The sequence below is a fragment of the Amycolatopsis sp. DG1A-15b genome (assembly GCF_030285645.1).
Taxonomy (GTDB): domain Bacteria; phylum Actinomycetota; class Actinomycetes; order Mycobacteriales; family Pseudonocardiaceae; genus Amycolatopsis.
In genome coordinates, this window is the sequence record NZ_CP127296.1 from 2,413,211 (window position 1) to 2,428,396 (window position 15,186).

Consider the following 15,186-nt stretch of genomic DNA (forward strand, 5'->3'; position numbering starts at 1 on the left):
CATCACGACGCGGAGGACTCGTGCTCGTTCGTCTCATCCTCGGCCTGCTCATGACCGTCGTCGGCCTCGCCGTCGCCGGCAAGCGGGTGGCCTTCCTGTACCGGCTGATCAAGGCGGGCCAGCCCGACGCCAAGCGGTCGGACGACCTCGGCGCCCGCGTCTTCGCGCAGGTGCGCGAGGTGTTCGGCCAGCGCAAGCTGCTGAAGTGGTCGGTGCCCGGCCTGGCGCACTTCTTCACGTTCTGGGGCTTCGTGATCCTCGCTTCGGTGTACCTCGAGGCGTACGGCGCGTTGTTCGACGAGAAGTTCGCCATCCCGTGGATCGGCCACTGGGCGGTGCTCGGCTTCCTCCAGGACTTCATCGCCGTCGCCGTGGCCGTTTCGCTCGGCGTCTTCGCCGTGATCCGGATCCGGAACGCCCCCGAGCGCAAGGATCGCGCGTCGCGGTTCTACGGCTCGCACACCGGCGGCGCGTGGCTGATCCTCGCCATGATCTTCAACGTCGTCTGGACGATGTTCTTCTTCCGCGGCGCCTCTTCGGCGTCCGGCAACTTCCCCTACGACTCCGGCGCGTACGTCTCGCTCGGCGTCGGGAACCTCCTGGAACCGCTCGGGCACTCGACGACCGAGGTGCTGGAGACGGTCGGCCTGCTCCTGCACATCGGCGTCATGCTGGTGTTCCTGTCGATCGTGCTCTACTCCAAGCACCTGCACATCTTCGTGGCGCCGATCAACGTCTCGGCGAAGCGCCTGCCGGACGCGCTCGGACCGCTGCTGCCGATGGAGTCCGCGGGCAAGCCGATCGACTTCGAGGACCCGGGCGAGGACGACACGTTCGGCCGCGGCAAGATCGGCGACTTCACGTGGAAGGGCATGCTCGACTTCGCCACGTGCACCGAGTGCGGCCGCTGCCAGTCGCAGTGCCCGGCGTGGAACACCGGGAAGCCGTTGTCACCCAAGCTCGTCATCATGAACCTGCGTGACAACCTGTTCGAGGAAGCGCCCTACATCCTCGCGGGCACCGAGCACGAGGGCGCGCGCCCGCTGGTCGGGCCGGAGGACGACGGCGGCGTCATCGATCCCGACGTGCTCTGGTCGTGCACCACGTGCGGCGCGTGCGTCGAGCAGTGCCCGGTGGACATCGAGCACGTCGACCACATCGTCGACATGCGCCGCTACCAGGTGATGATCGAGTCGGCGTTCCCGACCGAGCTGGGCGGCCTCTTCAAGAACCTGGAGACCAAGGGCAACCCGTGGGGCCAGAACAACGCCGAGCGCCTCGCCTGGACCAAGGACCTGGGCTTCGACGTCCCGGTGTTCGACGGCGAGCTGGCCGAGGACGTCGAGTACGTCTACTGGGTCGGCTGCGCCGGCGCGTTCGACGACCAGGCCCGCAAGACCGTCCGCGCGACGGCCGAGCTCCTGCACATCGCCGGGGTCAAGTACGTGGTGCTGGGCAAGGAGGAATCCTGCACCGGTGACCCGGCGCGCCGGGCGGGCAACGAGTTCCTCTTCCAGATGATGGCGCAGCAGACGGCGGAGACGTTGAACGCGGTGTTCGAGGGCCGCGAGCCGCGGCTGCGCAAGATCGTCACGACCTGCCCGCACTGCCTCAACACCCTCGGCCGCGAGTACCCGGACCTGGACGGCCACTACGAGGTGGTCCACCACACGCAGCTGCTCAACCGCCTGGTCCGCGGCGGGCAGCTGACCCCGGTCAAGCCGGTCGAGGACGGCCCGAAGGTCACCTACCACGACCCCTGCTACCTCGGACGCCACAACAAGGTCTACACACCACCGCGCGAGCTGGTCGGCGCGACGGGCGCCGAGCTGGCCGAGATGCCCCGCCACGCGGACCGCGCCCTCTGCTGCGGCGCCGGCGGCGCCCGCATGTGGATGGAGGAGCAGATCGGCAAGCGCATCAACCTGGAGCGGGTCGACGAGGCGATCGCCACGGACGCGGAGACGATCGTGACGGGCTGCCCGTTCTGCCGCGTGATGCTGACGGACGGCCTGGTCCAGCGCCAGAGTGAGCAGAAGGCGGAGAACGTCGACGTGCGCGACGTCGCCCAGCTGCTGCTGGAACGGGTGAAGGCCGCGGACACCTCGGCCCCGACGGTCTGAACGGGTTCACCCGTTCGCTCTATATCCCTCGCCCGCCGCACGGCTCTTCCTTGAAGGGCAGAGCCGTGCGGTGGGTGGGAGGGTACCGATGGCCGGGGCGAGGATCGAGACGCTCGGCGGGGCCGGCGCGCGCCTGGCGGTGCGCCGGGGCTCGTGGCTGGTGGGGCGCGGGCCGGACGCGGACCTGCGGCTGCGCTCCGAGCAGGTTTCGCTGCGGCACGCCTGGGTCCGCCAGGACGCGCGCGGCACCTGGGTGGCCGACGCCGGGTCGCGCAACGGCACCTGGGTCAACGGGCGGCGGCTGGCGCCTCGGCAGGACCACCCGCTCCGCAACGGTGACCGGCTCGAGTTCGGCCCGGTCGCCGCGGTCTACTCCGACGGTGAGGGCGGCACGCAGCAAACCCGGAACTGGCAGCGTCCTCCGTCCGGCGGCGTCTCCTTCGGCGATGTTTCGGCCGGGACGATCAACAACGCCGGGCGCGACGTCAACCACAGCTACGACAACCGCCAGCACCACAACTACGAGCTCACCACGCCGGAAGGCGAGGCGCTCTCCCTCATGGCGACCGGGAAGGGGCTCGGCCGGCCGATCATGTTCCTCGGGACGCTCATGAGCCTCGTCGGGTTCGGGCTGTTCGGGTCGGGGATCATCCGGTTCATCAAGGCGGGCTCGGACGCGATGGCGGCGGATTCGTTCGCCGCTCCGCCGTCGCCGCTCGGCCCGGAGGTCTTCGGCGGGGTGCCGCTGGGCGCGGTCGGCTTCGCGCTGTTCGCGCTGGGCGGCGTGGTGTCGTCGATCGGGCTGGTCATGGCCAAGGCGGCGCGCGAGCGGCGCCGGAACGGGAGGCGCTAGATGGACGGCATCCACTTCCACGGCGACGTTCGCGCGGGGACGGTCAACAACGCGGTCCACGGCGACATCAACACCGTCCACGGTGGACACCAGGAGATCCACCGGGGGTTCGACGCGCGCCAGGTCGCTTCGCTGGTGCGGGCAGTCCGCGGCGAGCTCGACGCGGCGCGCCTGCCGCCGGCCACGAAGGACGCCGTGCACGACGCCCTCGACGAGGTCGACCTGGACGTCGTGCACGGCGGAACCGGCGCGGGCGCGAAGGTGCGCCGGGCCCGGGACCTGCTCCGGGACGCCGGCGGTCTCGCGACCGCCGGCGCCGGGTTGTGGACCGCGGTGCGGGCTCTCGCCGCCGCGGTCGGCGTTCCGTTCTAACCGTCCACAGCGGACGCGACCACAGTGGACGGTGCCGCGGGTGCCGCGCCGCCCAGCCGGGCGGTCGGCACCCGGTAGGTCTCCCGGGCCGTCGCCGCGGCCAGCGCCGCCACCACGCACACCGCCGCGGTGAAGATCGCGACGCCGAGCCAGTCCTGCTTGCCCGAACCGATCGCCGCCACGACGCTGGGGGCGAAACCCGCCACCGCGAAGCCGATCTGGGTGCCGATCGCCATGCCGGACAGGCGGACCCGCGCGCTGAACATCTCGCCGTACAGCGCCGGCCAGACCCCGTTGACGCCGGAGTACGCCACGCCGAACAGCACGATGCCGAGCACGAACAGCAGCGCGTACGAGCCGATCGAGATCGACCACAGGTACGGGAAGATCAGCACGCCGCAGGCCAGGCAGCCGGTGATGAACACCGGTTTGCGCCCGACGCGGTCGGCGAGGCCGGCCAGCAGCGGGATCGCCGCCAGCGCGACGACGTTCGCGAGCACGCCGACCCAGAGCATCGGGGTGCGCGACAGGCCGATCGTGTTGACTGCGTAGCTCAGCGCGTAGACGGTGAAGATCGTGCTCACCGAAGCGATCGTCGCCGCCGCCACCACCCGCAGGACATCCGCCCAGTGGTGGCGGAACAGGACCGCGACCGGCAGCTTCGCGACGTCGGTGCGTTCGAACACCGGTGTCTCGTCGAGCTTGCGCCGGATCACGAAGCCGACTACCACGACCAGCGCGCTGCCCCAGAACGGCACCCGCCAGCCCCAGGTCAGCAGCTGCTCCGCCGGCAGCGCGGCGACCGGCAGGAAGATCGCGGTGGCCAGGATCTGCCCGGCTTGCGTGCCGCTCAGGGTGAAGCTGGTGAAGTAGGCGCGCCGGTGCTCCGGGGCGTGTTCCAGCGACATCGAGTTCGCGCCCGCCTGCTCACCGGCCGCGGAAAGTCCTTGCAGCAGGCGGAGAACGACCAGCAGGACCGGCGCGAGGACGCCGACGCTCGCGTACGTCGGCAGGCAGCCGACGCAGAACGTCGCGAAACCCATGAGCAGCAGGGTGAAGACGAGGACGCGCTTGCGGCCGAACCGGTCGCCGATGTGGCCGAGGACGAACGCGCCGACCGGCCGGGCGAGGTAGCCGACGCCGAAGGTGGCCAGGGCCAGCAAGGTGCCGGTGGCGGGGGAGGAGGCGGGGAAGAACACCTTGCCGAACACGAGCGCGGCGGCGGTGCCGTAGATGAAGAAGTCGTAGTACTCGAGCGCGCTGCCGATCCAGGCGGCCAGCGCCGCCTTGCGGGGCATCGATCCGGTCACGGGCACGATCTCCTGACGTCCGTGCTTCGTTGCGCAGACTGTGGTGCTGAAGACTGCCGGGGGAAGCAATGTACGGTCTAGTTAGTTAATAGAGAGTGCGAGACCGGGGCGCCGGGTGTCAAGAGATCCTTTTCGCCGGGCAGCGCGCGCGGCTCAGCGCGCGGTCAGGTATTCGATCAGCAAGTCGCCGAGCATCGTGCGGTAGTGCTGCCGGCGGGCCCCGTCCAGCATGTCGCGGCCGAAGATCGCCTGGAACGTGTGCCGGTTCGCCAGCCGGAACACGCAGAACGAGCTGATGATCATGTGGACGTCGAGCGGGTCGGCGTCGGTCCGGAACAGGCCGGCCTTGCGCCCCCGCTCGAGGATCCGCGTGATGCCGCCGAGCGCCGGGTCGGCCATTCCGGCCAGGATCTCCGACTGCGAGAGGTGTTCCGCGTGGTGGATGTTCTCGATGCTGACCAGCCGGATGAAGTCCGGGTTGGCCTCGTGGTGGTCGAAGGTCAGCGCGGCCAGCCGCCGCAGCGCGTCCTCCGGCTCGAGGTGCTCGACGTCCAGCTGGGCTTCCAGCTTCCGGATCGCGGTGTACGCGTGCTCCAGCACGGCGATGTAGAGCTGTTCCTTGCCGCCGAAGTAGTAGTAGATCATCCGCTTGGTGGTGCTGGTGCGGGCGGCGATCTCGTCGACCCGGGCGCCGGTGTAGCCCTTGTCCGCGAACTCCCGCGTGGCCACCGCGAGGATGTCGGCGCGCGTCCGTTCCTTGTCGCGCTGGCGCTCGGCCTCCGGCGATGGTGCGGCCACCTGACTCCCTCCGCGCAGGCCTCAACGTCACCCACCCGGCCAAGCAGGCGGTCCTGCCGCACCTCGACGAGCTCTCACCCGAAGCCGCCGCGCTCGGCGCGGTCAACACCGTCGTCTTCGACCGGGGCCGCGCGATCGGCCACAACACCGACGCGACGGGGTTCGCCCGCAGCCTCACCCGCGGCCTGCCGGACGTCCGCCTGGACGACGTCGTCCTGCTCGGCGCCGGGGGAGCGGGAGCGGCGGTCGCCCACGCGCTCCTCTCGCTGGGCACCGGGCGCCTCACCGTCCACGACGTCGACGGCGACCGCAGCGCCCGGCTGGCCGAGGCGCTCGAGCGGAGGTTCGGCCCGGGCCGGGCAATGACCGGAGACCCGACCGCGATCCAGCACGCCGACGGCCTGGTGCACGCCACCCCGACCGGGATGGCCGCGCACCCCGGCTCGCCGGTCCCGGCCGAGCTGCTGCACCCGCGGCTCTGGGTCGCCGACATCGTTTACCGCCCCCTCGAGACCGCGCTGCTGGCCGCCGCCCGCGCCCGCGGCTGCCGGGTGCTGCACGGGGGCGGCATGGTCGTGCTCCAGGCCGCCGAATCGTTCCGGCTGTTCACCGGCGCCGAGCCCGACCCGGCGCGGATGCTGCGCCACTTCGACGCCCTGGAAGGAGAGGCCGCCCGTGTCGCCTGAACCGCGCACCGCGATCGCCACCGTCTGCCTGTCCGGCACCTTGGAAGACAAGCTGGCCGCGGCCGCCGCGGCCGGGTTCGACGGCGTCGAGCTGTTCGAGAACGATCTGGTGGTCTCCCCGTCGAGCCCGGCGGAGATCCGCCGCCGCTGCGCCGACCTCGGCCTGTCCAACGACCTCTACCAGCCGTTCCGTGACTTCGAAGCCGTCCCGCCGGAGCGGCACGCGGCCAACCTGCGCCGTGCGGCGCGCAAGTTCGACGTCATGGCCGAGCTCGGGACCGGCACGGTCCTGGTCTGCTCTTCGGTCTCGCCCGAGGCGATCGACGACGACGAACTGGCCGCCGAACAGCTGCGTGCCCTCGCCGACCTCGCGGCCGGGCGCGGGATGCGGATCGCCTACGAAGCACTGGCCTGGGGCCGGCACGTGAGCGGGTACGAGCACGCCTGGCGCATCGTCCGCCGCGCCGCGCACCCCGCGCTCGGCCTCTGCCTGGACAGCTTCCACATCCTCTCGAAGGGCCACGATCCGGCGCCGATCCGCGCGATCCCCGGCGAAAAGATCTTCTTCCTGCAGCTCGCCGACGCGCCGGCGCTGCCGATGGACGTGCTGCCGTGGAGCCGGCACCACCGGCTCTTCCCCGGCCAGGGCGACTTCGACCTGACCGCGTTCACCGGGCACGTGCTCGCCGCCGGCTACCGCGGGCCGCTGTCGCTGGAGGTCTTCAACGACGTGTTCGCCAGGCCGATCCGCGTCCGGCCGCGGTCGACGCGCTGCGGTCGCTGCTGGCGCTGAAGGAATCCCTGGGCGTGCTCGAGCTGCCGGCCGCGCCGGCGCTGACCGGCCACGCGTTCGCCGAGGTCGTGACCGATCCGGGGGGCGGGCAGCGTGCTGGCTTCGCTCGGGTTCGCGCGCACCGGCGTCCACCGGACCAAGCCGGTCGAACTGTGGGAGCAGGGCGAGGCCCGGGTGGTGGTCAACGAAGGCGGCGCGGCGCACGGCGCCGTCGGGGCGGTGGCGCTGGCGAGCACCGACCCGGACCGCTCCGCCCGCCGGGCCGAAGCCCTGCTCGCGCCGGTCCTGCCGCGCGTGCGCGGCCCGCGCGAGGCCGACCTGGCTTCGGTCGAGGCGCCGGACGGCACCCAGGTGTTCCTCTGCGGCGACGACTGGCGGGACGACTTCACGCCCACCGGCGAAACGGCGATCGGCGCGGGGGTCTTCGGAATCGATCACGTGGCCCTCACCCAGCCGTTCGACCACTTCGAGGAGGCGGCGCTGTTCTACCGCTCGGTGTTCGGGCTGACGCCGTCCCCGGTGGCCGAGTTCGCGGCGCCGTTCGGGCTCGTGCGCAGCCGCGCGGTGGCGGCGGGGGCGGTCCGGCTGACGCCGGAGGCCGCCGTGGTCCGCCGCGGCGAATGGGCGCCGGCGGTCCCCGAACCGCAGCACGTGGCGTTCGCCTGCACGGACGCGCTCGCCGCGGCCGAGGCGATGCGGGCGGCGGGAGCGCCCCCGGCGGGACATCCCCGGCAACTACTACGACGACCTCGAAGCCCGGCTGGACCTGCCGCCGGAACGACTCGCCGTGCTGCGGGAGCGTTCGGTGCTCTACGACCGGGACGAGCAAGGCGAGTTCCTGCACTTCTACACCGCGTTGGCCGGGGCCCGGGTGTTCTTCGAGGTGGTGCAGCGGATCGGCGGGTACCGCGGGTTCGGCGTGGTCAACGCGCCGGTGCGGATGGCCGCCCACCGCGCCCGGCGACACGCGGCCCCGCCGGTGAAAACGCCGGCCTGATCACCCCACCGCCCCGGGAAGTCTTTCCCGGGGCGGTTTTCTTCGTGGCACGGCACCGCGGGCGCGCGGATTTCCGGTTCCCCAGCGGTGAAAAACGCCCGGGACCCCTCCCTATCCGGACGACTTCTGGCGTGCCTCTCCGGTCGCCGGTAACCGCCCGGCTACTCGCCGCATGCGTTTACAACGTTCCGGCAACCGCCTTGACAGGGCCTGTGGTACGTACCACTCTAACCCCAACATTGGTCTACACCATTTGGGGCGCTCGGCCGCGGTGGCCGGGCATGGAAAGGACGGCATCGAGTGAAACGCTGGCTCAAGCTGGCGGCGGGCGCCGCCGCACTCACGCTCGCGACCGCAGGCTGCGCGGGCTCCAGCGGCTCGGACACCGCGGCCTCGCCGAGCGGCAACGCACCGCTGAGCGGGACCGTCACGGTCTGGCTGATGACCGGCTCCGCGCCGGCCACCCTGACCGACGCGCTCAACAAGGAGTTCGAGGCCGCGCACCCCGGGGTCAAGGTCAAGTACGAAGTCCAGCAGTGGGACGGCATCCAGCAGAAGCTGACCACCGCGCTGGCCGGCGGCGCGCCGCCGGACGTCATCGAGATCGGCAACACGCAGACCGCCGCGTTCGCCGCGCAGGACGGCGTGCTGACCGACCTGACCGCCGACAAGGACAGCTTCAACGGCTCGCAGTGGCTCAAGGGTCTCGCCGACTCCGGCAGCTACGACGGCAAGACCTACGGCGTCCCGTTCTACGCGGCCAACCGTGAGGTCATCTACCGCAAGGACATGTTCGAGCAGGCGGGCATCGCCAAGCCGCCGGCGTCGAACGACGAGTGGGTCGACGCGATCGGCAAGCTGAAGGCCAAGTTCGGCTCCGACCCCGACTTCCAGGCGCTCTACATGCCGGGCCAGAACTGGTACGCGCTGCTGTCGTTCATCTGGGACAACGGCGGGGACATCGCCAAGGCCGACGGCAAGAACTACAAGGCCACCCTGGACACCCCCGAGGCCAAGGCCGGCCTCGACTTCTACAAGAAGCTCGTCGACACCTCCGGCACCAAGGCGCCGAAGGACGCCGACGAGGCCAAGCCGCAGCAGGCGACCGTCTACGGCGCCGGCAAGGTGGCCATGATGATCGGCCTCCCGTGGGAGCTGGCGACCGCGGCCAAGACCGACGCGAGCCTCACCGGCAAGACCGGCGCCTTCGCCATCCCGAGCAAGAACGCCGGCCAGAGCGCCCCGGTCTTCCTCGGTGGCTCCAACCTGGCCATCCCGGCCAACAGCAAGAACGTGGCCGCGGCCAAGGAGTACATCAAGCTGCTGGCCGGCCCGAAGTACCAGAGCCAGCTCGCCGCGGCCGGCGTCGTGCCCGGCACGTCGACCGACCTCACCGGTCTGGACAAGGACCCGCTGGGCAGCGTGATGGCCAAGGCTTCGGCCAACGGCAAGGCCGTGCCGGCCAGCCCGAAGTGGGGTGACGTGGAGTCCGGCCAGAACCCGGTCAAGGACATGCTGACCGCGTACCTGACCGGCAAGAAGACGCTCGACCAGGCGACCGCCGACGCCAACGCCGCGCTGAACAAGCTCATCGGCGGATGACCGCGACCGCCAATGTGACGATGCCGGCGGGGGCGACCCCGCCGGCATCGCCGCGCGACACGCGGGCCCGAAAGCGCAGGCGGGGCCGGTTCGGCGACCGGGTGCTCCCGTACCTGCTCCTGCTCCCCGCGCTCGCGGCCATCTTGGTCCTGCTCGCCTGGCCGCTGGTCCAGGTGCTCGCGATCAGCTTCCGCAAGCTCGACATCGGCCAGCTGGTCTCCGGCAAGACGGTCTGGATCGGGTTCGACAACTACACGAACACGCTGTCCGACCCGGAGTTCTGGACGATCACCGCCCGGACCCTGGTCTTCACCGCCGCCGTCGTGGCCGCCACCGTCCTCGGCGGGCTGCTGCTGGCGGTGCTGATGCGCCACCTCGGCCCGGCCGTGCGGATCATGGTCCAGGTGACGCTGGTGCTGGCGTGGGCGACCCCGGTGATCGCGACGACCACGGTGTTCCAGTGGATCTTCGACGAGCAGTACGGCATCCTCAACAAGACGCTGGACCGGCTCGGCTTCCCCGGCTTCATCGGGTTTTCGTGGTTCTCCAGCGGCGCCAGCACGCTCACCGTGATCGGGCTGCTCATCGTGTGGCAGGCCGTGCCGTTCGTGACGTTCTCGCTGTACGCGGGCATCATCGGTGTCCCGCGCGAGCAGTACGAGGCCGCCGGCATCGACGGCGCCGGCGCGTGGCAGACCTTCCGCGCGGTCACCTGGCCCGCCATCCGGCCGATCACCACCATGGTCACGTTCCTCTCGGTGCTGTGGGACTTCAACGCCTTCGCGCAGATCTGGGCGATCCGGGAAGGCGGCCCGGACGGCGGGAGCACCACGCTGGCCGTCGTGCTGTACCTCAAGGGCATCGCGGGCAACCACTTCGGCGCGGCGGGGGCGATCGCGACCCTGATGCTGATCGTGCTCGCCCTCATCACCGGCCGGTACATCCAGCTGCTGGTCCGGACCCCGGAAGGTGATCTCAAGTGAGGAAGTCGCTGCCGCAGCGGATCGCGCTCTCGGTCGTCGGCGTGGTCGTGGCGCTGCTGATCCTCTTCCCGACGTACTGGATGTTCGTCACCTCCCTGCGGACGCCCGGCCAGATCCTGTCGCCGAAGTACGACCTGATCCCGACGTCGTTCTCGTTCGGCAACTTCGCCACCGCGCTGGGCAAGGACAACTTCCCGACCTACCTGATGAACAGCCTGATCGTCACGGTCGGTTCGGTGCTGTGCGCGCTGGTCGCCGGGACGCTGGCGGCGATCCCGCTGTCGCGGCTGCGGTTCACCGGCCGCAAGGGGTTCCTGGTCCTGGTCATGGTGGCGCAGCTGGCGCCGGTGTCGGCCCTGTTCATCCCGCTGTTCCTGCTGATGAAGGACGCCGGGCTGCTCAACACGCTGCCGTCGCTGCTGCTGATCTACTTCGCGACCACGCTGCCGTTCACGGTGTGGATGCTCTACGGCTTCGTCAACGGGATCCCGTACGAGCTGGAAGAGGCCGCGATGATCGACGGCTGCAGCCAGACCGGCGCCTTCCGGCGCGTCACGCTGCCGTTGCTCGGCCCTGGCCTGGTCACCACGTCGGTGTTCAGCTTCATCACCGCCTGGAACGAGTACCTGTTCGCGCTGGTCTTCATCCGGGACAAGCCGAAGGAGACCCTGCCGGTGTGGCTCGCGTCGTTCCGCACCGCGTTCGCCACCGACTGGGGCGGCGTCATGGCCGCTTCGGTCATCTACGCGGTCCCGGCGCTGATCTTCTTCCTGCTCGTGCAACGCAAGCTGGTGTCCGGCGCGACCGCCGGCGCCGTGAAGGGGTAGCCCCGTTGTCCACGCCAGAGACGCAGTCCTCGCCCGAGAAGCAGGCCGAAGCCGTCCTCCTGCCGGGGTTCGCCGGGACGACCGCGCCGGACTGGCTGCGCCGCCGGATCGCCGGCGGCCTGGGCGGGGTGGTGCTGTTCGGCCGCAACGTCGTCGACGACGAGCAGGTCGCCGCGCTCACCGCGCAGCTGCGCGGCGAGCGCGACGGGGTCGTGATCGGCATCGACGAAGAGGGTGGAGACGTCACCCGCCTCGACGTGAACACCGGGTCGTTCGTGCCGGGCCCGCTCGCCCTCGGCGCGGCCGACGACCCGGAGCTGACCACGGCCGTCGCGGCCGCGCTCGGCGAACGGCTCGCGGCGTGCGGGGTCACGCTCGACTTGGCGCCCTGCGCGGACCTGACGCTGGCCGCCGAGGACCCGATCATCGGCGTCCGGGCGTTCGGGTCCGACCCGGCGAAAGCGTCGCCGCACGTCGCGGCGTACGTGACCGGCCTGCAGAAGTACGGCGTGGCGGCGTGCGCGAAGCACTTCCCGGGCCACGGCGCGGCGACCGAGGACTCGCACGTGGCGCTGCCGGTGCTGCCACGCACGGTCGAGGAGCTGCACGAGATCGAGCTGGTCCCGTTCGCCGCGGCGATCCGGGCCGGCGTCCGGTCGGTGATGTCGGGCCACCTGGTCGTGGCGGCCTGGGGCGACGAGCCGGCCACGCTCAACCGGACCGCGCTCACCGATGTCCTGCGCGGCGAGCTCGGCTTCACCGGCGCGGTGATCACCGACGCTCTCGAGATGGGCGCGGTGTCCGGCGCGTACGGGCGCCATGACGGCCTCGGCCGCTCGGCCGTGCGGGCCCTGGCCGCGGGGGCGGACGCGCTGTGCCTCGGCGGCGCGGCGTTCGAAGCCGAGCATCTGGACGCCTGCGTCGCGGCGATCGTGGCCGCGGTCGCGGCGGGCGAGCTGCCCCTGGAGCGGCTGGCGGAAGCGGCGGAGCGGACGGCGGGGCTGGGCACCGACCCGGCGCCGGCACAGGTCGGCCCGGTCGACCGGCGGCTCGGCCTCGAAGCGGCGCGCAAGGCACTGCGGGTGCACGGCGAACCCCGGTTGGACGGCCCGCCGCTGGTCGTCGACGTCCGGACCGACCCGACCATCGCGGCCGGGCCGATGCCGTGGGGCCTCGGCGCGCACCTGGCCGAGCTCGTGCCGGGCACCCGGGTGCTCACCGTGACCCCCGACGACGCCGGCGTGGTGCTCGAGGCGGCACCGGGGTTCCGCAGCGTCGTCGTGGTGACGCGGGAAGCGCACCGGCACCCGCGGGTGCGCGCGCTGCTCGCCGCCCTGTCCGGACTGGATTTCATCCGGGTGGAGACGGGCGTGCCCGGCCCCGACGGCGACGGCGGTCCGCGGATCGACACGTTCAGCGGTTCGTACGTCAGCCTGCGCGCCGCGGCGGAATATCTGGCCTGAAACCGGGAATTCGTCCGGTTTGCCGCAACTCCAGAACGGCGCCCGCGATTTGTACGAGGCTTGTACCGGCGGTCTTCATTCTGTCCTCACACCGAAAACAGGAGGACGGAAGAATGAACATGGGCATCGTGAAGCGGATGGCGGGGGTCGCCGGTATCGCCGCGGCGATCGTGGTCGTCGGGGCGGGCCCGGCGTTCGCGGCATCGGGCACCGTGCACACCGATTCCGGCGCGGCGCTGACCCTGCGGTCCAGCCCGAGCGCGAGCGCGGGTTCGGTCGGCAGCATCGCCGACGGCACCGCGGTGACCATCAGCTGCCAGACCAACGGATCCACCGTCGACGGCAAGTACGGAACCTCGGACATCTGGGACAAGGTGGGCGACGGCTACGTCAGCGACGCCTACGTCTACACCGGCTCCGACGGCCGGGTCGCCCCGGACTGCGCGGGTTCGACGCTGACCTGCTCGACCGCGGGCACCGGCGACCCGAACACCTGCGCCGAGGCAGTGACCAAAGCGAAGTCCCGCATCCACAAGAACGACCTCGAATCCTACGAGCGCTGGTGCGACCGGATCAACGCGCAGAACTACGGGTTCAGCGCCAGCGGCTCGGACACGGCCTACATCCACTGGACCCAGATCCCGTCGTCGTTCAAGCACCCGGGTGACTACCAGGTCCCGGCCGGTGGCCTCGCCTTCTTCAAGAGCAGCGGTGCCGGGCACACGATGATCTCGATCGGCGGCGGCAAGTTCCTGTCGAACGACATCAACGGCTTCGGCAGCTACACCGAGACGACGATCGCCCAGATCAAGAGCGACTGGGGCCAGACCTACCTCGGCTGGTCGCAGCCGTGGTTCAAGGTGAACCACTGACCCGCTGACCGGGCACGAGCCCCTGTCCACCTCTCCCGGACAGGGGCTCGCCCGCGGGCCGGGAGAAGTCAGATCTTCATGATCCGGTGCGCCGGATCCGCCAGGTAGGCCAGCAGGTTCCCGGGCCGGTACGGCGGCCGCATCCCCTCACTGCGGTGCAGCACGCACGCCCCCGCGAACTCCGTCGCCGGATCCACCGCGCTGATGGCGCGATCGGCCGAGCCGAACCAGCGGAAGAACGCTTTGAGCGAATTGTGCAGCTCGCCCAGTTCGTCGCGTGCGGACAAATACCCGAACGCGTTTTCCTTGAACGCGAGGCCGCACTGCTCGGCGCGGTCGGCCATCCACCGCAGGGTGAGATCCGACAGGGCCGGCTGCCGATATCCGCCCCCGACGTCGGAATGGGCGCCGGCGAACCAGACCTGTTCACGGATCCGGCCGTCCGCCGCTTTCGACGGCGCCCAGACGGCCGGGCTGAACGACTTGCGGTGCTCGTCGACCGCCAGCGCCTGGAACGCCGCCTGCACGATCGAGGTCAGCTCCATGTCGTGGAACTGCCAGCGCTTGTTCAGCAGGTGGATCAGCCGGCCGCCGCTGAGGGGAATGCCCAGCGCGCCGACGGTGTCCCAGACGCCGACGAACCGGATGGGTGTCCGGTCTTCGCGGGCGTACTTCGCGCGGAACTCGCGGGCCCGTGGGCTGTCCGGGCCGGAGGCGTCCCGGTCGCGATCGCGGTAGAGCCGGTAGGCCTCCTCGAGCCGGCCGATCTCGCCGGGCAGCAGGACGCCGCAGTTGCGGATGAAGCCCACGGTGCTGCGCGCGGTGTAGGCACCGCGGCTGAAGCCGAAGAAGAACAGTTCGTCGCCGGGTTCGTAGTTTTCGGCGACGAAGCGGTAAGCGTCCTGGACCTTCGCCGAGAGCCCCATGCCGAAAGCGCCGCCGACGAGGTGGTCCACCAGCTTCCCGGTCCCGACGCCTTCGCGGTAGTGGACCCGCTGCGGCGTGCCGGCCGGGTCGACGGGCGCGACGGCCTTCTGGAGCTGGCCCACGTTGGTCGGAGCCGGCTGGCGGAGGGTGTTCCAGGTCCCGTCGCAGCAGATCACCAGACGTTTCGCCATGCTTCCTCCCCGGTCCGGACCCTCGTGAGTCGCCGGTACCCGGTACGGCGTTACGCCTGGTCGGTCACCCGCAACGGTGACGCTTCCCGTTTTTGGGGATCGCCTGGCAGCCGGTGCGCGAGGTGTGCACGGACCTCGACGACGAAGGCCTCCTCACCGGCGGTGCCGGCGAAGAGGCCTTCGCGGTCGATCGATCACGTCGTCAGAGCGGGTGGGTCTCCAGGTAGGTGGTCCAGACCTTCTTGGGCACGCGCATCCGCCACGCTTCCGCCGCGATCAGCGCTTCCCGTTGCTCGCGGGGAAAGGCGAAGCCCATCAGGGTCTCGTCAGCCGACAGCGTCACGAACACGATCTGCCCGACCCGGAACTTGATCCGCATTCGCGCACGA

The 15,186-nt window shown here is 70.9% G+C and carries 13 protein-coding genes and 1 pseudogene; 10 read left to right on the plus strand and 4 right to left on the minus strand.

Translation table 11 applies throughout. The features are described from left to right. Positions 1-20 precede the first annotated feature (20 nt). The 3 genes from QRY02_RS11050 (at position 21) to QRY02_RS11060 (ending at position 3,348) form a co-directional block, all read left to right on the plus strand. Positions 21-2,123 carry a (Fe-S)-binding protein gene (locus tag QRY02_RS11050; RefSeq protein ID WP_285991426.1) on the plus strand — a complete coding sequence of 701 codons (2,103 nt, stop codon included), beginning with the start codon at positions 21-23 and terminating at the stop codon, positions 2,121-2,123. Positions 2,124-2,211: 88 nt separating this feature from the next. After that, the gene (locus QRY02_RS11055) at positions 2,212-2,976 is read left to right on the plus strand and encodes an FHA domain-containing protein (RefSeq protein WP_285991427.1); all 765 of its coding nucleotides are present in this window, start codon (positions 2,212-2,214) and stop codon (positions 2,974-2,976) included. Then, positions 2,977-3,348 (plus strand): hypothetical protein, encoded by a 372-nt coding sequence (locus QRY02_RS11060; RefSeq protein ID WP_285991428.1) that lies wholly within the window; start codon positions 2,977-2,979, stop codon positions 3,346-3,348. Here the strand turns inward: QRY02_RS11060 and QRY02_RS11065 are convergent. Both QRY02_RS11065 and QRY02_RS11070 read right to left on the minus strand, forming a co-directional pair. Further along, entirely contained in the window at positions 3,345-4,658 is a 1,314-nt protein-coding gene (locus tag QRY02_RS11065; RefSeq protein ID WP_285991429.1) for an MFS transporter, read from the minus strand. The two genes, QRY02_RS11060 and QRY02_RS11065, sit on opposite strands and share 4 nt — an antisense overlap. Before the next feature lie 153 nt (positions 4,659-4,811). Beyond that, complete coding sequence (locus QRY02_RS11070; RefSeq protein WP_285991430.1) at positions 4,812-5,456, minus strand: TetR/AcrR family transcriptional regulator; 645 nt, start codon at positions 5,454-5,456, stop codon at positions 4,812-4,814. Between QRY02_RS11070 and QRY02_RS11075 the strand changes: the two genes are divergently transcribed. The 7 genes and pseudogenes from QRY02_RS11075 to QRY02_RS11105 all read left to right on the plus strand — a co-directional run bounded on the left by QRY02_RS11075 (position 5,444) and on the right by QRY02_RS11105 (position 13,679). Next, complete coding sequence (locus QRY02_RS11075; RefSeq protein ID WP_285991431.1) at positions 5,444-6,142, plus strand: shikimate dehydrogenase; 699 nt, start codon at positions 5,444-5,446, stop codon at positions 6,140-6,142. The two genes, QRY02_RS11070 and QRY02_RS11075, sit on opposite strands and share 13 nt — an antisense overlap. Next, positions 6,132-7,932 (plus strand): annotated as a pseudogene (locus QRY02_RS11080) (sugar phosphate isomerase/epimerase and 4-hydroxyphenylpyruvate domain-containing protein). The gene QRY02_RS11075 and the pseudogene QRY02_RS11080 overlap by 11 nt, the downstream one beginning before the upstream one ends. A gap of 300 nt (positions 7,933-8,232) precedes the next feature. Next, positions 8,233-9,534, plus strand: a complete 1,302-nt coding sequence (locus tag QRY02_RS11085) for a sugar ABC transporter substrate-binding protein (RefSeq protein WP_285991432.1) — start codon at positions 8,233-8,235, stop codon at positions 9,532-9,534. Then, the gene (locus QRY02_RS11090) at positions 9,531-10,517 is read left to right on the plus strand and encodes a carbohydrate ABC transporter permease (protein ID WP_285991433.1); all 987 of its coding nucleotides are present in this window, start codon (positions 9,531-9,533) and stop codon (positions 10,515-10,517) included. The genes QRY02_RS11085 and QRY02_RS11090 overlap by 4 nt, the downstream gene beginning before the upstream one ends. Continuing rightward, a complete protein-coding gene (locus QRY02_RS11095; protein ID WP_285991434.1) occupies positions 10,514-11,344 on the plus strand; it encodes a carbohydrate ABC transporter permease in 831 nt (276 codons plus the stop codon). Before QRY02_RS11090 ends, QRY02_RS11095 begins: the two co-directional genes overlap by 4 nt. Before the next feature lie 5 nt (positions 11,345-11,349). Further along, the gene (locus tag QRY02_RS11100) at positions 11,350-12,807 is read left to right on the plus strand and encodes a glycoside hydrolase family 3 protein (RefSeq protein WP_285991435.1); all 1,458 of its coding nucleotides are present in this window, start codon (positions 11,350-11,352) and stop codon (positions 12,805-12,807) included. A 113-nt stretch (positions 12,808-12,920) separates the two neighbouring features. Then, positions 12,921-13,679 carry a hypothetical protein gene (locus tag QRY02_RS11105; RefSeq protein WP_285991436.1) on the plus strand — a complete coding sequence of 253 codons (759 nt, stop codon included), beginning with the start codon at positions 12,921-12,923 and terminating at the stop codon, positions 13,677-13,679. 68 nt (positions 13,680-13,747) lie between these two features. Here QRY02_RS11105 and QRY02_RS11110 read toward each other — a convergent pair whose 3' ends face one another. Further along, on the minus strand, positions 13,748-14,797 hold the full coding sequence (locus QRY02_RS11110; protein ID WP_285991437.1) for a T6SS phospholipase effector Tle1-like catalytic domain-containing protein: 1,050 nt from the start codon (positions 14,795-14,797) through the stop codon (positions 13,748-13,750). 202 nt (positions 14,798-14,999) lie between these two features. Beyond that, positions 15,000-15,176 (minus strand): hypothetical protein, encoded by a 177-nt coding sequence (locus QRY02_RS11115; protein ID WP_285991438.1) that lies wholly within the window; start codon positions 15,174-15,176, stop codon positions 15,000-15,002. Positions 15,177-15,186 lie beyond the last annotated feature (10 nt).